The sequence below is a fragment of the Lentzea miocenica genome (assembly GCF_033949945.1).
Classification (GTDB): domain Bacteria; phylum Actinomycetota; class Actinomycetes; order Mycobacteriales; family Pseudonocardiaceae; genus Lentzea; species Lentzea miocenica.
On the sequence record NZ_JAXAVW010000020.1, the window covers coordinates 61685 to 81510 of the forward strand.

17 protein-coding genes are annotated in these 19826 nt (G+C 70.4%); 9 read left to right on the plus strand and 8 right to left on the minus strand.

The features are described from left to right. Nucleotides 1–6: 6 nt before the first annotated feature. Genes SK803_RS24205 through SK803_RS24215 form a run of 3 tightly spaced genes read left to right on the plus strand, consistent with a single transcriptional unit; the run spans nt 7 to nt 6049 of the window. Complete coding sequence (locus SK803_RS24205; protein WP_319968364.1) at nt 7–2766, plus strand: tachylectin-related carbohydrate-binding protein; 2760 nt, start codon at nt 7–9, stop codon at nt 2764–2766. Between the two features lie 59 nt (nt 2767–2825). Further along, nucleotides 2826–3002 (plus strand): hypothetical protein, encoded by a 177-nt coding sequence (locus SK803_RS24210; RefSeq protein ID WP_319968365.1) that lies wholly within the window; start codon nt 2826–2828, stop codon nt 3000–3002. A gap of 47 nt (nt 3003–3049) precedes the next feature. Then, nucleotides 3050–6049: an MGH1-like glycoside hydrolase domain-containing protein gene (locus tag SK803_RS24215; RefSeq protein ID WP_319968366.1), complete on the plus strand. Its 3000-nt coding sequence runs from the start codon at nt 3050–3052 to the stop codon at nt 6047–6049. 9 nt (nt 6050–6058) lie between these two features. Here SK803_RS24215 and SK803_RS24220 read toward each other — a convergent pair whose 3' ends face one another. From SK803_RS24220 to SK803_RS24240, 5 genes are all read right to left on the minus strand, one after another. Then, the gene (locus SK803_RS24220) at nt 6059–6673 is read right to left on the minus strand and encodes a TetR/AcrR family transcriptional regulator (protein WP_319968367.1); all 615 of its coding nucleotides are present in this window, start codon (nt 6671–6673) and stop codon (nt 6059–6061) included. 24 nt (nt 6674–6697) lie between these two features. Next, on the minus strand, nt 6698–7282 hold the full coding sequence (locus tag SK803_RS24225) for an NADPH-dependent FMN reductase (RefSeq protein WP_319968368.1): 585 nt from the start codon (nt 7280–7282) through the stop codon (nt 6698–6700). Nucleotides 7283–7395: 113 nt separating this feature from the next. Continuing rightward, a complete protein-coding gene (locus SK803_RS24230; protein ID WP_319968369.1) occupies nt 7396–7992 on the minus strand; it encodes a TetR/AcrR family transcriptional regulator in 597 nt (198 codons plus the stop codon). Nucleotides 7993–8007: 15 nt separating this feature from the next. Further along, nucleotides 8008–9015 (minus strand): hypothetical protein, encoded by a 1008-nt coding sequence (locus tag SK803_RS24235; RefSeq protein ID WP_319968370.1) that lies wholly within the window; start codon nt 9013–9015, stop codon nt 8008–8010. Next, nucleotides 9012–10451, minus strand: coding sequence for an NAD(P)/FAD-dependent oxidoreductase (locus tag SK803_RS24240; RefSeq protein ID WP_319968371.1), 1440 nt, complete (start codon nt 10449–10451; stop codon nt 9012–9014). The genes SK803_RS24235 and SK803_RS24240 overlap by 4 nt, the downstream gene beginning before the upstream one ends. Before the next feature lie 150 nt (nt 10452–10601). Between SK803_RS24240 and SK803_RS24245 the strand changes: the two genes are divergently transcribed. Continuing rightward, the gene (locus SK803_RS24245; RefSeq protein WP_319968372.1) at nt 10602–11261 is read left to right on the plus strand and encodes an alpha/beta fold hydrolase; all 660 of its coding nucleotides are present in this window, start codon (nt 10602–10604) and stop codon (nt 11259–11261) included. Here SK803_RS24245 and SK803_RS24250 read toward each other — a convergent pair whose 3' ends face one another. Beyond that, nucleotides 11262–11852 carry a CGNR zinc finger domain-containing protein gene (locus SK803_RS24250; RefSeq protein ID WP_319968373.1) on the minus strand — a complete coding sequence of 197 codons (591 nt, stop codon included), beginning with the start codon at nt 11850–11852 and terminating at the stop codon, nt 11262–11264. It lies immediately after the preceding gene. A gap of 130 nt (nt 11853–11982) precedes the next feature. Here SK803_RS24250 and SK803_RS24255 point away from each other — a divergent pair, with 130 nt between their 5' ends. Beyond that, entirely contained in the window at nt 11983–12834 is an 852-nt protein-coding gene (locus tag SK803_RS24255) for an alpha/beta fold hydrolase (protein WP_319968374.1), read from the plus strand. Between the two features lie 99 nt (nt 12835–12933). On the opposite strand, the gene SK803_RS24260 is transcribed toward SK803_RS24255, so the two are convergent. Both SK803_RS24260 and SK803_RS24265 read right to left on the minus strand, forming a co-directional pair. Continuing rightward, nucleotides 12934–13089, minus strand: coding sequence for a hypothetical protein (locus tag SK803_RS24260; RefSeq protein ID WP_319968375.1), 156 nt, complete (start codon nt 13087–13089; stop codon nt 12934–12936). A gap of 38 nt (nt 13090–13127) precedes the next feature. Further along, entirely contained in the window at nt 13128–13997 is an 870-nt protein-coding gene (locus SK803_RS24265; RefSeq protein ID WP_406601574.1) for an alpha/beta fold hydrolase, read from the minus strand. Between the two features lie 47 nt (nt 13998–14044). On the opposite strand from SK803_RS24265, the gene SK803_RS24270 reads away from it, so the two are divergent. The 4 genes from SK803_RS24270 to SK803_RS24285 are packed head-to-tail and all read left to right on the plus strand — an operon-like array spanning nt 14045 to nt 19755. After that, nucleotides 14045–16960: a BTAD domain-containing putative transcriptional regulator gene (locus SK803_RS24270; protein ID WP_319968377.1), complete on the plus strand. Its 2916-nt coding sequence runs from the start codon at nt 14045–14047 to the stop codon at nt 16958–16960. Nucleotides 16961–17016: 56 nt separating this feature from the next. Continuing rightward, nucleotides 17017–18060, plus strand: a complete 1044-nt coding sequence (locus SK803_RS24275; protein ID WP_319968378.1) for a sensor histidine kinase — start codon at nt 17017–17019, stop codon at nt 18058–18060. Continuing rightward, nucleotides 18053–19120 (plus strand): hypothetical protein, encoded by a 1068-nt coding sequence (locus SK803_RS24280; RefSeq protein WP_319968379.1) that lies wholly within the window; start codon nt 18053–18055, stop codon nt 19118–19120. Before SK803_RS24275 ends, SK803_RS24280 begins: the two co-directional genes overlap by 8 nt. Beyond that, nucleotides 19105–19755, plus strand: coding sequence for a response regulator transcription factor (locus SK803_RS24285; protein WP_319968380.1), 651 nt, complete (start codon nt 19105–19107; stop codon nt 19753–19755). Before SK803_RS24280 ends, SK803_RS24285 begins: the two co-directional genes overlap by 16 nt. Nucleotides 19756–19826 lie beyond the last annotated feature (71 nt).

The window sequence follows — 19826 nt, forward strand, 5'->3', positions numbered from 1 at the left end:
CGCCTGGTGCAGATCTCACTCGCCGCGATCGTCGGGGTCGTCGGCCTGCCGATCCTGATCGCCGGCAACAACGTCGCCAACGCCGTGGAAACGGTGTCGTGCAAGACCGCGAACGTGTTCGTCGGCATGGCGAACAGCAACGACTTCCGGCTGCGCAAGCAGACCTACCCCGCTGACGGGTATCCCAACTGGGCGTCGGACGACGGCATCGGCTGGGGCTGGAACGAGCGCTTCATGGCCGGTCCCAACGGTTACATCTGGTTCATCGAGACCGACGGCGAGCTGCGCCGGCACCGCTGGACCGGCAGCACCTGGGAGAACGGCGGCATCAGCGAGCTGATCGCGAGCAACTGGGGCGGCTGGGACCTTCCGCAGTACCACTTCCGCGTCACGGTCGACAGCAACAACCACATCTACGGTGCCGAGGCCGGCGGCAACCTCGTGCTGAGCAAGTACGACGAGACCACGAAGGTCTTGTCCCGCAGGGTGATCGCCGGCGGCTGGGACAAGTACGACCAGATCGTCGCGGCGGGCGACGGCGTGATCTACGCGCGTGACCCGAACGTCAACGGCGGCACGCTCTACCGCTTCAAGTACGACGAGACCACCAGCAAGTGGTTCAACTACGACACCCAGCAGTGGCAGGACGAGCAGTGGAACCGCAACGTCGGCAACGGCTGGAACGGCTACAAGCAGATCACCTCGCCGGGTGGCGACATCCTCTGGGGCACCTTCCCCGGCGGCGAGACCTGGTGGTACCGCTACATGCCGAAGTACAACTTCTGGGAGCTCAACGCCAGCGGTGACTGGAAGTCGCAGATCGCCACCTGGACCGGTGTGGACGAGATCGCGCCCGCGATCGACTCGTGCACGACCGGCGAGATGGCGTCCGATGTGGACTGTCTCGCCAACGCGAAGATCTGGGGTTCCCAGCACAACGACCAGCTCTGGATGCGTGCGCACAACGAACCCGAGACCGGCGTGACGAGCTGGCAGAAGCCGCAGCACCTCGGCAACGGGTGGAACGGCAGCCGCTTCATGGCGGGCGCCAAGGGGTACAAGTTCTTCATCGAGCCGGACGGCGAGTTCCGCACGCACCGCTGGATCGACGGCACGGGCTGGGACAACGGCGGCATCAGCAAGGTGGCCGCGACCGGATGGGGCGGCTGGGACCAGCTGCCGTACCACAACCGCGTGACCGTCGACAGCAACAACCACGTCTACGCGGCAGTGGCGACCGGCCAGCTGGAGTTCCACGTCTTCGACGAGGCGACGAACACCCTTACCCAGAAGCAGATCATCGACGACGGCTGGGGCAAGTACGACCAGGTCTTCGCCGCGGGTGACGGCGTGCTCTACGCGCGTGACCCCAACATCGACGGCGGCACGCTCTACCGCTTCCACTACGACTGGAAGAACCGCCGCTGGCTCGACTATGCGCGCAACGTCGGCTGGGGCTGGAACGGGTACTCCCAGATCCTGTCGCCCGGTGGCGACGTGGTCCTCGGTGTCAGCGGCAGCGACATCTGGTGGTACCGCTTCGACAACACGGCCAAGGTCTTCACCACCACGGCGGAGGGCGAGCCCAAGAAGCGGATCTCCTGGTGGGCCGACCTCAAGGAGGTCATGGCCGACATCGACTCCTGCAAGCTGACGACGCCGGAGAAGGTCACGCCGCCGTCCTCGGTGCCCGCACCGCAGAGCGAGCGCGCGCAGATGATCTACAACCAGGCGAAGTCCCGGTTCGAGGTCGCCTACGTCACCGATCAGGGCGTCCTGCGCCGCGGCTGGCAGAGCATCCCCGGTGCCGAGGAGATGATGTTCCAGGGCATGACGGGTGCCGGCTTCACCGGCCGGGCTGCTTTGGCGCAGCAGAACGACAACAGGCTCGTCCTGGCGGCCCGCGGCACCACTGCGCAGGCCAGGTCGTACACGCAGCGGCAGGGCGGCCTCGACTCGGACTGGAACCAGCCGCAGGACCTGAACGGCGCGCTGTTCACGGACCCGATCGTGGCGCGGGGCAAGAACAAGGTGCTCACCGCGTTCGCGCTCGACGGTGCGAACAAGCTGTGGTTCGCCGAGCAGTTCGGCCCGGACGGCGCGTTCAAGGGGTGGCGCAAGGCGGCGTACACGACTGACTACAACATGACGTCCGACATGACCATCCTCCCGGTCACGGACGGCTTCGAGATCGCCTACCGCAACCCGACGGGCACGCTCGCGGTGAAGAAGTTCACCAACGGCACGCTGGCGACACAGCGGGTCGCGGGCGGCATCACCGGTGTCGGCACGCCGGGTGCGGTCGTGTTCGACGACGGCAAGGTGCAGCTGGTGAGCCGCGGCTCGGACAACAAGCTGTACACCACGAGGGAAGGCGCGTCCGGCTTCCCCGCGTGGACGAACATCGGTGGCGCGCTGGAGTTCACCGGTTCGCCCGGCGTGGTGCTGAACGCGTTCGGCATCGTCGAGGTCGCGATCCGCGACACCGGCAACCTGCTGCACCGCGGCGGCCAGACCGCTCCGGGCTCGACGACCTGGCGAGTCTGGGACAACACGCTGCGCACCGTGCCGATGGACCCGTCGTTCGCGGCGAGCCCGAGCGGTGAGCAGCGGATCTTCTGGCGGGTGGACGCCCAGTACTACCTGCTGGACGCCCCGGCGTACACGTCGAACCAGTCCGCGGCGATGCCGGCTCAGGCCGCGCAGTCCGAGGACCTGTCGGCGAACGAGGTGAGCCCCAAGGTCACCAAGGGCGACATCAAGTAGTCCTGCTCGACCCTGAGGGAGCCTTCTCGTCGCTTGGCGACGAGAAGGCTCCCTTCGTCGTGCAACGGCTTCCGTTTCTGCTGTTCGGCGTGTGCAAGTACTACCAACTCATGATCGAACCGCCGCTCACCGCACCCAACTCGGCGGCGATGCCTGACGACGAGACCGCCGGGGCGGGTGTTGGTTCGAAGGTGTTCGATCCTGATGGAATCTGTTTGAAACTCTTGCATTTGTGAGAGCGCTCCCACTTCAATGCTGCACATCACCTGACGTTGGGGGTCGGATGCGCGGGTTGACGACGGTGATCGTGGCGGCGGCGTTGGTGGTCTCGACCGCCTGGCCCGCGGTGGCGCAGGCTCCGCCCGGCCTCTACCCGGCGGTCGGTGCCGGGACGAACTTCCTCGACCACGCCGAGCTGCTCGGCAATGTCCCGGAACCGGCGTGGTACGAGGCGAACATCCCGTTCGTCGACCTACCGGACCGCGAGATCCGCGACACCTACTACTACCGCTGGCGCACCTACCGTGAGGCGTTGAAGTACACCGGCCCGCGGGACGGGTGGATCGTGTCGGAGTTCCTCGGCCCGGTCGGTTACTCGGCGCCGAACGGCGGGATCGTCGCCGCGGCGGGCCACCACGTCTACGAGGGCCGCTGGCTGCGCGACCACCGCTACCTCGACGACTACGTGGACTATTGGCTGCGCGGCTCGGGTTCCGGGCCCAAGCCCGCCACCGACTTCCTCAACAAGAACACCACCGACTGGGCCCACCAGTACTCGTTCTGGGCCGCCGACGCCGTGGCCGCCCGTGCCGCGGTCGACGGCCGCGCCGGGTTCGCCACCGACCGGTTGCCGGAACTGGTCCGGCAGTGGCAGCGCTGGTCGCCGCAGTTCAACCAGGAACTGGGGCTGTACTGGCAGACGCCGGTGTGGGACGCGATGGAGTACACCGCGAGCTCCTACCAGAGCCCGGATCCCTATCACGGCGGCGACGGCTACCGGCCGACGCTCAACGCCTACCAGTACGGCGACGCACGGGCGATCGCGCAGTTGTTCCAGGCACGCGGAGACGTCTCGAACGCGCGCCAGTTCGAGCAGGCCGCCGAGGCGCTCAAAGCGAACCAGGAACGCTGGCTGTGGGACGCCACGGGCAAGTTCTACAAACACGTGATGCGCGACGACAACCCCGGCCGCACGAAGCTCGCGGACCGGGAGTCGATCGGGTTCGTGCCGTGGTACTTCCACATGGCACCGGCCGGGAACAGCGCGGCCTGGGCGCAACTGACCGACCCGCAAGGGTTCGCGGCTCCCTACGGCCCGACCACCGCCGAGCGGCGCAGCCCGTGGTTCATGCGCGACGCCCTGAACGGGTGCTGCCGCTGGAACGGCCCGAGCTGGCCGTACGCCACCAGCCAGACCCTGACGGCGCTGGCGAACCTGCTCATCGACTACCCGAGTCAGCCCTACATCGACCGCGACGACTACCTCGCGGTGCTGCGCGGATATGCCCTCACGCAACGGAAGAACGGCGAACCGTACGTCGCGGAGGCGCACCACCCCGACGAGAACCGCTGGCTGTACGACGGCAAGGGCCACAGCGAGGACTACAACCACTCGACCTTCAACGACAACGTGCTCTCCGGCCTGCTCGGCATCCGTCCCGCGCTGGGCAACACGGTCTCCATCGCACCGCTCGTGCCGGACAGCTGGACGCACTTCGCCGTCGAGAACCTGCCGTACCACGGCCACAACCTCACCGTGGTCTGGGACCGCGACGGCAGCCACTACGGCCGCGGCACCGGCCTGCGCGTCTGGCTCGACGGCAAACTCACCCACACCCAGCCAACGCTCGCCGCACTGCGCTTGACCATCCCGCCGCGCTCCGGCGCGGACCTGCCGGAGCTGGTCGACGACTTCGCGAACGTCAGCCGCACCGGTTACCCGACCGCCCGCGCCTCCTACAGCTACAGCGCCGACCCGCCCACGAAGGCGATCGACGGCCAGGACTTCCACCTCGACGTGCCCGGCACCCGCTGGACGTCGTACGGCAGCCCGAACGCGGCGGACTGGCTGGAGGTCGACCTCGGCGCGCCGGCCCCGATCTCCGACCTGCGCGTCACCTTCTACGACGACGGCGGAGGCGTGCGCGTGCCGACGACCTTCGACCTGCGGTACCGCGCGCCCGACGGCCAATGGCGCGACATACCGGGCCAGCAAAGAACTCCCGCGCAACCGGTGGCACGCCAGGTGAACCGCGTCCTGGTGCAACCGGCGCTGACCACCGACCGGGTGCGGATTCTGCCGCGCCGCGGCGATGGCGGCGCTGTCGGCATCACGGCGTTCTCGTCCTACCGGTCCGCCGTCCGCGGCCTGCGCGCGTCACTGCCGGACCAGCTTTCTGTCCGCAGTGGAGCAGTCGAAACGACCACGACTCTGGTTGCCCAGCAACCGTTGCGCGGTGTCCGGGCCACGCTCGCCGTGCCGTCCGGGTGGAGCGCCACACCGCTCACGTCCGCCACCGCGTCCCAGCTCGCTCCTGGCCGGAGTCTGGTCACCCGTTGGCGCGTCACCGCACCTGCTGGGCTGCCGCTCGGTGAGCGCGTCCCGATTCGTTTGCTGGCAACGGCATCCGGCTCTGGTTCGACCGGTGCCACGTCGGCACTGAGTTCCGCCCAGACCGTCTTCGACCCCGCCGACTACGCCGCTGTGCTCTGGGACGACACCTTCGAGGCGGATCGACTCGGCTCGTACCGGGTGGACAGCCCGTTCTCCGAACCGTCGCCGTCGCTGAAGGTCGCGGACGGCGTGCTGACCGCGAGCGGGATCGCCAGAAGCGGTTCGGTGCTGGCCGCGCCCGTGACCGGGGACGCCCGTGGCACGGCGATCGTCGTCGAACCGCGTTCGTTCGCGGGTTCGGCACCCGAGGACAGCCTCTTCCTCGGCCAGACCGCGGGGAACCGCGACTTCACCCTGGCGTGGTTCAACAACGCGGGCAAGGCGTCCGGCGTCGACGTGACGGTCGGCGGTGTCCGGCGCGGCGACGAGGCCACCGGTGGGTGCTGCGCGAGCCTGACCTGGGCTCCGGGTGACCGGCTCGCCGTCGTGGTCCAGGACGGCCGGTTGACCAGCTGGCACGAGCACGAGAAGCGGTGGACGTTGCTGCGTGCCGCGCCGATTGGTATCGCCGTCGATCCGGCGGTGGTCGCCGGGTGGTCGCCCGCGTTCGGGTTGCGGCTGGACGCGGGTGCGCTGGTGATCGACCGCTTCACCGTGCGAAGCCGTTAGAGACCGCCGCTAGCCCTGGCAGACGCTCTCGACCAGCACCTGCCAGCTCGCGATCAGGTCGTGCCCGACGGCGCCGGGGTCCGGGGCGCCAGGGTCGTCCGACGCCTGCAGGTACAGCAGGATCGGTCCCTCCAGCGCGGCGACCAGCTGCAACGCCAGCGTGCCGCTCGCCGCCGCGTCCGGGCGCGCCTCGCCCAGCAGCATCTGCACGTGGAACAGCGACGGGCTGTCGTTGACGGGCACCGGCTGGCCGGTGTCGAGCGAGGCCCGCGCCAGGACGGTGTGCTCCAGGAGGAAGTCCAGGCGCGCCCGGCCGAACGCGACCAGCCGCTCGACCGCCGGTGCGCCTGGGCCCAGCGGTGGAGGGCCGCTCATCACCCGTTGCTGGAAGTGCTTCTCCTCCTCGTCGAGCAGCGCGTGGAAGATGCCCGCGCGGGTGCCGAAGCGGCGGAACACCGTGCCCTTGCCGAGTCCCGCGCGTTCGGCGAGTCCGTCCATGGTGACCTTGTCGGCGCCAAGTTCCTCGACCATCTGCCGGGCGACGTCGATGAGGTGGGCACGGTTGCGCGCGGCATCGGCCCGTTCCTCGCGCGGGCGGCCCAACGGCAGTGCGACAGGTTCCACGGACAGCACGCTACCTGCGCGCCATCAGGACGCCTGCTGCGACGCGAGCTGACGTTCCCGCAGCGGTGCGAGCGCCTGGCTCCAGTCGACGAGCTCGTCGATCATGGTCGTGAGGTTGGCCGCCTGGAAGTCGGTCGGGGTGAACGTGGTGAAGCCCTCGAAGTCGTGGAACATCGAGAGGGACACGCTGGTGCGCACGTCCGCGAGCTTGAGTTCGCCCGCGATGAGGCGGAGGTGCTCCACGGCCCTGGCGCCGCCGACCGAGCCGTAGGAGACGAAGCCGACCGCCTTGTTGTTCCACTCCGCGAACAGGTAGTCGATGGCGTTCTTCAGAGCGCCGGACGTGGAGTGGTTGTACTCCGGCGTGACCATGATGTAGCCGTCGAAGCCGGCGATCTTCGCCGACCACTCCTTCGTGTGGTCGTGCTGGTACTGCCCGAGCATCGGGGGCATCGGCTCGTCGAGGTGGGGGAGCGGGAAGTCCTTCAGGTCCACGAGTTCGAACGTGGCGTCGTCGCGCTGTTCCGCCTGCTGCTGAACCCACCGAGCCACCTGCTCGCCGTTCCGGCCGGGGCGGGTGCTGCCGATGATGATGCCGATGTGCGTCATGTCCTGGTCCTTTGCCGAGATCCGAGACAAGCGGACCGTACCCCGCTTGCTGGAAGTGGACTTTACCCCGGTTGGGCGAGCAGGGCTCGGTGCTGTGGGTCACACGGGGGGAGCTACCCGAGGGCCGGCCCGATCCAGCGGCGGACGAGGGCGCGCAGCTGGTCGTCGGTGTGCGGGGGCGTGGAGGGGGAGCGCAGGAACGACAGGAAGAGCCGCATCAGGATCTCGGCGAGCCCGGCGAAGTCGTCGTCGGTGGTGACGCCGGCGGAGGCCCAGTCGACCGGGACGTTGCGCAGAATCCGCGCGCCGAGCGCGAGCCACTCCTGCGACGTCACCGCGCCGGTGAAGAAGTCGCCTTCGCCCGCCTGCAGCAGAAGGCTCAGGTAGCGCTCCTCGGGGACGGCCCGGACGCCGAACACCACGGACTCCACGGCCACCTCGGCGGGGCTGCCGAACGACGTCAGGTGCCGCTCCATCCGTCCGGCGAACTCCTCGACACCGGCGATGGCGACGGCGCCCAGAACGTCGGCCAGCCGCGGGAAGTAGCGGTAGACGGTCTGCCGGGTCACCCCGGCCTCGGCGGCGACGTCGGACAGGCTGGTCTTGGCGAGCCCGGCCCGGTCGAGGCACGCCGTGGCCGCCTCGACGATCCGGCGCCGCGCCTCCTGTTCGGTGCCGGGCGGGTTGCCCTGCCATCCGTGGTGCCCCATGAGCACCATCCTTCCTCACACGGAGGAGGCAGGCTCCTTGCGCCGCACCAGATGGAGCCTCGCCAGCACGAACCCCGCCCCGGCGAGGCAGGCCAGCGCGTAGAGGCCGCTGCTGACCAGCTTGCCGTCGGCGACGAGCCAGAACACCGCCATCACCCCGAGGTAGCAGGCGGGGTAGAACCTGGCGAACGACGACGGCTCGTCCGGATGCGCTCGCGCGATGATCCACAGTCCCGCGACCCAGATCAGGGCCAGCTCGGCGCCGAGGATCCACGCCTGCGCCGTGATGTTCGTGCCGGCCAGGCTCGACGGGATGCCGGCGATCATCATCGTGAACGGGGTCAGCACCCCGGCCGCGATCGCCCGCCATCTTCCGGGCAGCCGCACGACCAGGTACGTCATGGCCGCGAGCGAGACGGAGGCGAACAACAGAGCGCTCTTCAACGGCACCGAACCCATCGCGGGCTGGTTCACGATCACGTTGCCGGGGTTCCACGCCCACCACTTCAGCTGCGGTCCGATGTGGTCGAACACCTCGTAGAACACCTGGCACACGAACGCGACGGCCACCGCCCCGGCGAGCGCGCCACGTTGCCGGAAGATGCCGAGCGAGCGCACGACCTCGTAGGCGAGCTGGCTGATCATCGGGTAGAACGCCACGATGTACAGCGGCAGCCGGTCCCACATGAACTGCACCGTGAACTGGTTGTGCGCGAAGATGAAGCCGTAGATCTCGTCGAGCCCGAACCACTCGGGGAAGTACAGCGGCGGCTCGACCACGAAGAGGTAGACCAGCGACGCCCACCACAGCGCCAGGTTGGTCGAGTCGCCCGCGCGCTTGCGGCGGATCGCGTGCACCAGCGCGAAAACCGCGCCCGCGATGACGAGCACCTCGAGGATCGGCATCGTCCAGTGCGCGAGATCCCAGGGTGCGCGCACCGAGACCACGGGGGAGACGTCGTGGCAGTCGAACCCGAGGCCGCGGGTGACCGCCTCCGCGTCCGGCCCGCACTCGGTGCTCATCGCGTCGCCGCGGTCGAGTAGTCCGTGGCCGGCGGCTCGACCAGCGGATCGAACCCGAACGGCACCTTCTGCCGTCCCAGCGCGGTGCGGACCCGGTGGCGCAGCAGCCCGGCGATCACCCGCGGGTTGGTCATCATGTCGCCGAGCGACTCGTCCAGGTTGAACACCTTCGCGAAGTGCTCGTCGATCACCGCGTCCTCGCGCGCGGCTCCGACGATGAAGCTGAACGCCGGCCCCGACACCGCCGCGATCAGTTTCCGCCGCCACTCGGGCAGCTTCTCCGTACCCTCGGCGCACTCGTAACCCTGGTCCCTCGCCATCGCCAGGCTCCACGGGACGCTCAGCAACTTCCGTTGTGCCGCAAGGAACCGCGCCGAGAAGCCGTCATCGACGCGCGGTGCCCGTTCGAGATGCCCGCGCAGCAACAGCGCCGAACTCGCCGCCGAACTGATGCCCTGCCCGTAGAACGGGTTGAACGCGCAGATCGAGTCGCCGACGAACGCCAGCCGCCGCGGCGGCGTCTTCCACCGGTCGTACCGCCGCCACTTGTTGCCCGTGGACCGTGTCAGGTGCACCTCCGAGGTGGGCGTGCACCGGTCCATGGCGTCCGCGAACAACGGCGTCCGCACGCGCCGTGCGGACCCCACGAACGCATCGGTGGTCCGCGGCATCTCCAGGCCCCACGACCCCATGCAGGCGATCGCGCGGTTGCCCTCGATCGGGAAGAAGTTGACCAGGAACTCGTGCTCCGGCGGGTGCTCGCCCTTCTGCAGGGTCGGCATGACCACGATGTGCCGCCACCACCACGACGCCGGCGGCTCGTCCGGCAGCTCGTACCAGCGCGACGTGTAGGTGACCTTGGCGTCGAGCGTCCGCACCTCCGGCTCCGGCCAGCCCGCGGCCACCAGCCAGGTGCCGACCGACGAGCCCCGTCCCATCGCGTCGACCACGAAGTCCGCCGCGATGTGCTCGTCCCCGACGGAGACGTCGACCACCTCGCCGTCGCGGCAGCTCAGCCCGCTCACCGAAACACCTTCGCGCACAACGACGTTGCCCAGCGCGCGCACCTGGTCCCGCAACACCCGCTCGATGAGGATCCGCGAGCTGTAGATCATCGTCATGGCCGCCCGCTTGCGCGCCGACCAGCCCTCCCCGTCGAGGTAGGCGGCGTCCATCGACGGCATCAGGTGCAGTCCACCCGCGGCGATCAGGTCTTCCTCGAAGGCGGGGAACAGCGCTCCGATCGCCCGGCGTCCCGAGTTCAGCAGGAAGTGCGGGTGCTTGCTCTGCGGCACCCCGCGCCGGTGCTCGGCTTCCGCCGGAAGCTCATCCCGTTCCAGCACAACCACTTCGTCGAAATGCGCGGCGAGCGCCCCCGCCGCGCAGAGACCGGCGGCACTTCCGCCGAGAACGACCGCGGTGCTGCCGAGCCGCATGAGGACCAACTCCCCGGATCATTCATACAAAGTGCCCTTGAATGTATGAATGACCGGCGTGGGTGTCAAGGAATCCATTGCGCACGAACAGGTTCGTCGTTCGGTGGTACAGATGGAGGTGACGATCTTCATCGACAGAAGGTGCGCCTGATGCCCGGACCCGACATCCTGCTCGTCCACGGCGCGTGGCACGGCTCGTGGTGCTGGGAGCTCGTGATCGAGGAGCTGAGCCGCCTCGGCCGCACCGCGCACGCCGTCGACCTGCCGACCTCCGGTTCGCCCGCCGGCATGGGCGACGACGCGGAGGTGATTCGGCAGGCGATCGCCGCGATCGACGGGCCGGTCGCGGTGGTGGGCCACTCGTACGGCGGCTTCCCGATGAGCGAGGCGACCGCGGGCGCGGAGTCCGTGACGCACCTGGTGTACCTGGCCGCGTGGATGTTCGACGCGGGTGTGTCGATCGCCGGCGCGGTCGGCATCCCGCCGTTCGAGGTCGACCTGGTGCCACCGCAGCCCGACGCCCTCGCGCAGTTCTACGGTGACGTCGATCCCACGGTGGCCGAACGCGCCATCGCCCGGCTGCGACCGCGGAGCGGCTCGTCCGGGTCCGACTCGCTCACCGCCGCCGGATGGCGCACGATCCCGTCCACGTATGTGGTGTGCGACAACGGCAAGGCGATCCCGCCGGCGGTGCAGGAGGAGATGGCCGCCCGCGCGTCGGCGGTGCGCCACCTGCCGACGTCGCACTCGCCGTTCCTGTCCGCGCCAGCCGACCTCGCCGCGGTGCTGGACGAGGTCGCCAAGGACTGATCAGGCCTCGCCGCGGGTGCGCTCGTAGTGCCGGGCGACGCGGGCCCGGTTGCCGCAGAGGTTCGCGGTGCACCACACCCGCCGCTTGTTCTCCGCCAGGAACAACATCGAACAGGCGGGGTTGGCGCACCGCCGCAGTGACTCGAGTCGTTGCGGGTCGGCCAGAAGGCGGATCGCCTCGCCCGCGATCGCGGCCAGCGCGGGGTGGCCGTTGTAGTCGTCGTGCCACCGCCGCACCACCTGCGCGTCGGCACCCCAGCCGTCGAGCCGAGGGCTGGTCGGCACCGAGGCCGCGGTCGCGTTGAGGTCCTCCACGGCCGACGGATCGGGCGCGCGGCCGGTCAGCCGTGCGTCGAACAGTTCCCTCAGCACCGAGCGCAGCCGGCGGACCGCGTTCGGCGCCGGCTGTGCCGCGGCGGGCAGCCGGTCGGCCTGAAGCGCCCACCACCTCGCGTACTGCGCGTCGTCGGCGAGGAGGTCGACGGCCGGCTCGGCGGCCAGCGCCTGCGTGTCCACCAGGTCGAGCGCGACGAGCGGCTCGGCACCCATCGGGAAGCCCGCGGCCTGGAACTCGGGCAGTGTCGTGCGCACGCTCGTCCCTCCGTCTAACACTTAAAGCGATCGCCAAAACATTAGCACTTTCTGATCCGCAGCGCTTGCGTCGGGCGACCTAACGTGTCTACGGTTGTTCTATCCGTTAGAACGAGCTGAGGAGCACGAGATGCCCGCAATCCGTCATCGCCACGTCGAGGTCGACGGCCTCAAGGTGTTCGTCCGCGAGGCGGGGGACGCGAGCAGGCCGACGCTGGTGCTGCTGCCCGGTTATCCGTCGAGCACCCGCGCCTACGTGCGGCTCATCGACCGCCTGGCCGCCGACTGGCACACCGTCGCGATCGACTACCCGGGCTTCGGTTCGTCCGATCCACTGCCGGACAGCCCGACGTTCGACCGGCTGGCCGAGGTCACCGGCAAGGTCATCGACCTGCTCGGCGTCGAGGACTACGCGGTCTACATGTTCGACTTCGGCTCCCCGGTCGGCTTTCGCATCGCACTCGAGCACGACCAGCGCGTCAAGGCCGTCATCACGCAGAACGGCAACGCCTACACCGACGGCTTCGGCCCCGGCGTCGAGGCGCTCAACGGCTGGTGGAACGACAAGGAGAAGCACGAGGAGACCGTCGACTGGTTCCTCAGCCTCGCCGGCACGCGGCACCAGTGGCAGGCGGGCGCACGCGACCCCGAGAACATCGACCCGGAGCAGGCGGTGGCCGACCAGGCCGTGATCGACCTGCCCGGCCGCGCCGAGTACATGAAGGCACTGCTGTGGGACTACCAGAGCAACCCCGGCCGCTACCCGTCGTGGCAGGAGTGGCTGCGCACGCGGCAGCCGCGGCTGCTGGCGGTGTGGGGCAGGAACGACCCGTTCTTCATCCCCGCCGGCGCCGAGGCCTACCGCCGCGACGTGCCGTCCGCCGAGATCGTGCTGCTCGACACCGGTCACTTCGCCCTGGAGGAAGCGGCCGACGAGATCGCTGAGCACGTGGGCACGGTGCTGGCGAAGACCTTCGGCTGAACGCGGTTCCGCACGGGCTCGGCGTTACAACCAGCCGCTGTCCTCCGCGACCTTCACCGCCTCCGCCCGAGTGCGCTCCGGTCTTGCCGATCGCCGCGCTCAGGTGGTTGCCTTCGCCCACTCGGCCCTGGTGTAAGCGCTCCCACCGGACGGGCGTTCAAAGGTGTTCGTGAGCGTCGCGGCGTGGGCCGCAGGGGCCGTCTGCGCGCCCATGACGGCGCAGGCAGCCAGTGACAACACGGAAATCCTCCTCATCGAGTCTCGTCGAATGAATTTCCTTGTGAGCGCAGGAATCACCGGGTGAGCAGAGCGCGGATCGCGCCCGCCACCACGTCCGGCGCCTCTTCGGCCATGAAGTGTCCACAGGAGACGGTGCCGTGGTCGAGGTCGGGTGCCCACTTCCGCCACAACGCCTCGGCGTCGAATCCGAGCGCCGCGCCCCAGTCCTGCTGGAGCACGGTGACCGGCATCCGCAGGTGCACTCCCGCGTCGCGCGAGGCGGTGTCGTGCTCGACGTCGATCGTCGCGGTCGCCCGGTAGTCCGCGATGATCGACGTGACGGCGTCGCGGGACGCTTTCAGATAGGCCTCGCGGATGTCCGCGGGGAACGGTGACTGGCTCCAGATGTCCAGGAAGTGGCCGAAGAACTCGTCCGGGCGCGCGCCGATCAGTTCCTCGGCGAGCCCAGGCGGCTGCGCCATCAGGTAGAGGTGGAAGCCGACCACGGCCGTCGTGCCGCGCATGACGTCCCAGGTGTCGAGCGTCGGCAGCACGTCGAGCGCGGCCAGGTGCGTGACGGCGTCCGGGTGGTCGAGGCCGGCGCGGAACGCCACGTGCGCACCCCGGTCGTGCCCGACGAGGGCGAACCTGTCGTGGCCGAACGCCTTGGCGACGGCGACGACGTCGGCGGCCATGGTGCGCTTGGAGTAGGTGAGGCCGGTGTCGGCGGGCTTGTCGCTGTCGCCGTATCCGCGCAGGTCGGGCATGATCACGGTGTGGTCGGCGGCCAGGTCGGCGGCGACGTGCCGCCACATCAGGTGGGTCTGCGGGAAGCCGTGCAGCAGGACGACCGGCGGGCCGGAGCCGAGGCTCGCCACGTTGATCGAGACGTCGTCGGCGCCCTGAACGCGCTGGTAGTCGTATCCGTTGAGGTTCACGCCCACAGCCTGCGCGCGCCCGATCAGCAACCGATCAGCGTTAGGCTCAGCGGGTGGGGACGTTCGGGGTGCTCGGCCCGCTGACCGCGGGATCCGCCCGCCTCGGCGGCCCGAAACAGCGCGCGGTGCTGGCCAGACTGCTGATCGCCCGGCGCCGCGTCGTGCCGGTGCGAGTGCTGGTCGCCGACCTGTGGGAGGACCCGCCGGACGGAGCGCTCGGCACCGTCCAGACGTTCGTCGGTGCGTTGCGGAAGGCGCTCGAACCCGATCGTCCACCCCGGACACCCTCGACGCTGCTGGTCACCGAGGGTGCGGGCTACGCGTTGCGCGCCGAGGACGTGGACGCGTGGCGGTTCGAGGAGATGCTCGGCGGTGATCTGTCCGTTCTGGACAGTGCACTCGCGTTGTGGCGCGGCCCGGCCTACGCCGAGTTCGCCGACGAACACTGGGCGCGGGCCGAGATCGACCGGCTGGAGGAGCTGCGGCTCGTCGCCCTGGAACGCCGTGCCGAGGCCGCGCTGGCACTGGGCCGTACCGCGGGAGTTGTCGCCGATCTGCGGGCTCACCTGGCCGAACACCCGTGGCGGGAGAAGGCGTGGAGTCTGCTCGCGCTGGCGTTGTACCGCGACGGACGGCAGGGTGACGCGCTGGAGGCGGTCCGTGCGGCACGGCACGCACTCGTCGAGAACCTCGGTGTCGATCCGGGCGCCTCGCTGCGCGCGCTGGAAGCCGACATCCTCGCCCAGTCGCCCCGGCTGATGCCTTCCACCGCACCGTCGCTGGTCGGGCGGTCCGCCGAGCTGGCCGCGCTGGAAGCCGCCGTGCCGGCGGCGGGCCTGGGCATCGCGCTGGTCACCGGCGAGGCTGGCGTGGGCAAGACGGCGCTGGCGGAGGCGTTCCGCGAGGTGGTCGGCGGTCGCGGCTGGACGACGGTCTGGGCGCGGTGCCCGGAGGACGCGCCGGTGGCGTGGCCGTGGCAGCAGGTCGTGGAGTCGTTGGGGGAGAAGCTGGCGGTCGCCGACCGCTTCCACCTCAGACGCGCGATCGTGTCCACAGTGGAGTCCGCCGCGCCGGTGCTGATCGTGCTGGACGACCTGCACCAGGCCGACGAGGAGACCCTCGCGGTGCTGGCCGCGTTCACCACCCACCAGCTCTCCGGCCGCGTCCTGATCGTCGCCACCACGCGTGCCGTGGTGCCGTCGGAGGCACTGGCCCGGGCCGAGCCGGTCAGGGTGGAGCTTCGCGGTCTGGGCGAGGAGTCCGTCGGCGTACTCGTGCGGTCGATCACCGGGGGCTCGCCGGACGTCCGGGTGATCCACGAGCGCAGTGGTGGCAATCCCTTCTACGTCAAGGAACTCGCTCGGCTGTTCGCGGCCGGCGGGGACCTCGGTGCTGTCCCCGCGGGAGTGCGGGACGTCATCCGGCACCGGTTGGCCGCGTTGCCCGCGGAGGCGCGGACGGTGCTGCATCAGGCGTCGGTGCTCGGGCGTGACGTCGAGGTGGACCTGCTGGCCGCGTTGGCCGATGAGCGGGTGCCAGGCGCGTCGGACGACGTGCTTGGCGCGGGTGCTGGGGCCGAGGCTCGGGTGCTCGACGCGCTGGACGTGGCCCTCGCCGCGGGTTTCCTGGTCGAGGAAGCGCCCGGCCGCGCCCGGTTCACCCACGCGCTGGTGCGCGACACGTTGTACGAGGACGTGTCGCTGACCAGGCGGGCGCGCTGGCACTCCGTCGTCGCGGCGGCACTGGAATCTCTGCGGCCCGACGACGTCCACCTGCTCGCTCACCACTACCTGCTGGCGGGCGCACGCGGTGACAAGGCGGTCCGGGCACTGGCCGCGGCGGCCGAGTCGACCCGGTCACCCCGTGCGGCGGCGCGGTTGTGGCAGGCGGCGGTCGAGGCGTCCGGCGGCACCCGGCTCGACCTGCTGACCGGCCTGGTCAGGGCGCTGGCGGTCAGCGGTGACCTGGAGGCGGCCCGCGCCCGTCGCTCGGACGCGTTGCGGCTGGCAGGCGACGCGGAGGCGATGGCGGACGTGATCGGGTCGTTCGACGTGCCGGGCATCTGGACGACCAACGACGACCCCGTCCACTCGGCCGAGCTCGTGACCGCCGCCGAACGCACGCTGGCCGCGTTCCCCGGCCCGACCGCGACCCGCGCCCGGCTCCTCGCGACGATCGCGATGGAACAGCGCGGCACCGGCGACCGGCTGGCCGAGGCCGCGGAGGCCGAGACCATCGCCCGCGACCTCGGCGATCCCGCGCTGCTCGCGTTCGCGCTGAACGCCCGGTTCATGCACACGTTCCACCGCACCGGCCTCGCCCCGGAACGTGCCGCGATCGGCCGCGAACTGCTCTCGGTGGCCTCCGCGCATTCCCTGGTCACCCACGAGGTCCTCGGCCACCTGATCCTGATCCAGGCCCACGCGGCGCTGGCCGAGTTCGACACCGCCGACCAGCACGCCGCCGCGGCGGACGACCTGGCCCGCCGGCACGACCTGCCGCTGGTCTCCGTGTTCACCGAGTGGTACGCGGCGCTGAAACTCGCGGCGTCCGGCCAGGTCGCCGAAGCCGACCGCGCCTACCGAGCCGCCGCCGCGCGCGTGCAGGGGACCGGCATGTGGGGCATGGAGCGCGGACTGCTCCCGTTGGCGTTGCTGAGCCTGCACGGGCCGTCCACAGTGGACCTGACCGACGACTGGGGTCCGCACCTGGAGTGGGTCCGCCCGCTGGTGCTGCCGCACGACGAGGCGCTGGCCGCCGCACGGGCGTTGCCGCCGGGCCCTGCCGATCTGCTGAGCGAGGTGCGGGCGTGCCTGCTGGCGATGGCGGCGACCCGGCTGCGGGACGCCGCACTGGGCAAGCGGGCCCACGAGCTGTTGCTGCCCGCGAAGTCCGAGCTGGCGGGCGCGGGGACCGGCCTGTTCACGTTCGGCCCGGTCGCCCGCTATCTCGGCGAACTGGGTAGGTAGTGGTGCGACCCGGAACGGTGGCGTGGACTACCTCGCCACCGTTCCGGGCCACATCGGTGGCTAGTGTGCCGGGCGTGCTGCTGGAGGCGAGACTGCTCGCGACGGTGTCCCGCCTCGCGGGCCCGGTTCGCGGCTCCGGCGTCGTCCTGATCAGCGTCTTCGGCGCCTGGTCGGTGAACTCGCCGCTGGGCTGGTCGCTGCTCGCGTTCGTCGCGCTGACCTCTCTCGCCGACTTCCGAGTGCCCCGTATCGCCCTGCCGGTGGCGTTCGTCCGGGTCGTGGTGCTGTCGGTGCTGCTGGGCGGTGCCGAGCAGTGGACGCTCACCGTCCTCACGACCACGTTGATCACCTGGCAGTGGCAGTGGCCGCTGCGGGCCACCGTGCCCCTCTCCGCGGTGCTCATCGCGCTGCAAGTGGCGGTGGCCGGTCCTGGCGTGCTGGTGCGAGCCGTCCTGGAGCCCGTGCTCGCCCGAGTCGCCTACGAGTTGTTGCGCCGCTCCAGCCGCCGGGTCGACTCGCTGCGCTCCCAGGCCGCGTCGCAACAGCGTGCCGCGGCGGTGGCCCTGGAACGCGGCCGTCAGGAGCGTGAGTTTCTCGCGCTGTTGCACGACACCGCCGCCGCGACGTTCCTGATGGCCGCCCACGACGGCGATCCGTCGGCCGTCGCGGTCCAGGCGCGCCGCGATCTGGTGGCGCTGGCCGAACGGGACAACGCCCAGGGCACCGTGGATCTCGCGGCTGCTCTCACGGTGGTGGCGCGGGACAGCGCCGTGACGGTGCAGGTGAGGGCTGAGCCGGCGCCGGTGCCCGCGGCGGTCGCGTTGGCGTTCGTGCGGGCCGTGGGGGAGTTGCTGACCAATGTGGCGCGGCATTCGGGCACGGCGGCCGCTTCGCTGACGGTGGCGCGGGCGGGCCGGGGCGTGGTCGTGGCGGTCGAGGACGACGGGTGCGGGTTCGTGCTCGCGTCCGTGCCTGAGCATCGGCGCGGACTGCGTGGCTCAGTGCTGGAGAGGTTGCGAACGGCGGGCGGATCCGTCTCCATCGACTCGGCGCCGTCGCGAGGCACGACGGCCCGGTTGGTGTGGCCAGCCGATGACTGATCACGCCGTCTTCGCCACCACCCGCCAAGTCCTGCTGGTCGTGGTCGTCGCCATCCAGCTCGGCCTCACCCTGCCCACCCTCGTCACCCACGGCCACGCACCGCCCGCGTGGCTGGCGTTCGCTCTCCTGACCTCGGTGCTGGCCCTGGTGAGCGGTTCGGTCGCGGCAGGCCGAACGGAGCTGCCCGCTGCCATCGCGCTGCCCGGTGCCGCCGTCGTGCTCGCATCGTCCTTCCTCGCGACGCCCGCTCTGCCCGCCGGAGCGTCGTTCGGCGCCGCGGACTGGGCGTTCGGACTCGTCGGCTGGTACCTGCTGCTCCTGCTGACCGAACGTCCCAGAGTGCTGGTCGCCGCGCTCACCGCGCACATCGCCTTCTCCGTCGCGTGGTTCCTGCACGACGGCAACGGCGACGTGGGCACCGCCGGGGTGGTCATCCTGAGCGGTACGAGTGTGCAGCTCGGCGCGTTGGTGATGATCCGCGTGCTGGTGCGCGACGCCAGGCTTGCCGCGGAAGCCGCCGCCGAGCACGATGCCGCGCGCACCCGCGAAGAGCTGGCCCGGCAGCGCGAACAGGACCTCCGCACGGGGTTCGCGGGGCAGCTGGGCGCGGTGCTGCCGTTGCTCGCGGACCTCGCCGACGAGGTGGTGAGCGCGGGGGACGAGGCCACCAGGCTGCGGTGTTCGGTGGCGGCCGTGCAGCTGCGCAGGCTGTTCGCGGAGAACGACGACGTGCCGGACCCGCTGCTGCACGAACTGACCGCGTGTGTGGACGTGGCCGAGCGGCGTGGGGTGGTCGTTTCGCTTGCGGTGAGCGGCGTGGCTACGCCGGTGCCTACGGAGGTGCGCCGGGAACTGGTGGCGCCCATGGCCCGTGCGCTGGCGGTGGCCGATGGGCGTGCGAAGGTGAGTCTGTTGCGAACGGCGGACGAGGTGCGTGTGGCCGTGGTGACGGAAGCCGGTGATGAGCTGCCGGAACGGGACGTGCCGGCGTTCGTCGCGGTCGAGACGAGCGTCCACGGTGGACTGGTGAGGAGCGAGGCGAGATGGCGGACGACGTGACCGCGGTCGTGGTCGACGACCATCCCGTTGTGCGCGCTGGAGTGGCGCACTGGCTGTCCACCGCGGAGCCGCCGATCACCCTGGTTGCCAACGGCGAGGACCCCGAGGTGGCGTGGACCGGTCCCGGAGCCGACGCCGGAGTGGTCGTGCTCGACCTGCACCTGGGCGCTTCGACACCGGCGTTGCCCGCGTTGCGCCGGCTCGTCGAGGACGGTCGCAACGTCGTGGTGTACTCGATGCGCGCGGACGACGAGACGGCCTTGCAGTGCATGGAGATCGGCGCGCTGAGCTACCTGACCAAGTCCGAGGGCGCCGACCACCTGGTGCAGGCGGTGCGTGCCGCGGCGGCCGGTCAGTCCTACACCCCGCCCGCGCTCGCCGGTGCGCTGGCGGGCGACAGGTCGGAGACGCGGCCCGCGTTGTCGCCGCGCGAGACCGAGGTCCTGGTTGAGTGGTTCCAGTCGGAGTCCAAGGAGTTCGTGGCCCAGCGCCTGAACATCACGCTCAGCACGGTGAACTCGCACCTGGAGCGGATCAGGGTGAAGTACGCCGCGATCGGCAGGCAGGCGCCCACGAAGGCAGCACTCGTGGCGCGCGCCGTTCAGGACGGTCTGATCGGGCTCGACGACCTCTGACCCGTGTGGTGTGAACGACCGATACCGCCACCACGAGCCACGACCTAGCCTCCTCTGCAATCCCGTTTCCG

Coding starts and splice junctions, on each gene's coding strand:
- SK803_RS24215 (WP_319968366.1), top strand. CDS start 3,050: ATGCGCGGGTTGACGACGGTGATCGTGGCGGCGGCGTTGGTGGTCTCG.
- SK803_RS24225 (WP_319968368.1), bottom strand. CDS start 7,282: ATGACGCACATCGGCATCATCATCGGCAGCACCCGCCCCGGCCGGAAC.
- SK803_RS24230 (WP_319968369.1), bottom strand. CDS start 7,992: ATGGGGCACCACGGATGGCAGGGCAACCCGCCCGGCACCGAACAGGAG.
- SK803_RS24235 (WP_319968370.1), bottom strand. CDS start 9,015: ATGAGCACCGAGTGCGGGCCGGACGCGGAGGCGGTCACCCGCGGCCTC.
- SK803_RS24240 (WP_319968371.1), bottom strand. CDS start 10,451: ATGCGGCTCGGCAGCACCGCGGTCGTTCTCGGCGGAAGTGCCGCCGGT.
- SK803_RS24245 (WP_319968372.1), top strand. CDS start 10,602: ATGCCCGGACCCGACATCCTGCTCGTCCACGGCGCGTGGCACGGCTCG.
- SK803_RS24255 (WP_319968374.1), top strand. CDS start 11,983: ATGCCCGCAATCCGTCATCGCCACGTCGAGGTCGACGGCCTCAAGGTG.
- SK803_RS24260 (WP_319968375.1), bottom strand. CDS start 13,089: ATGAGGAGGATTTCCGTGTTGTCACTGGCTGCCTGCGCCGTCATGGGC.
- SK803_RS24280 (WP_319968379.1), top strand. CDS start 18,053: ATGACTGATCACGCCGTCTTCGCCACCACCCGCCAAGTCCTGCTGGTC.
- SK803_RS24285 (WP_319968380.1), top strand. CDS start 19,105: ATGGCGGACGACGTGACCGCGGTCGTGGTCGACGACCATCCCGTTGTG.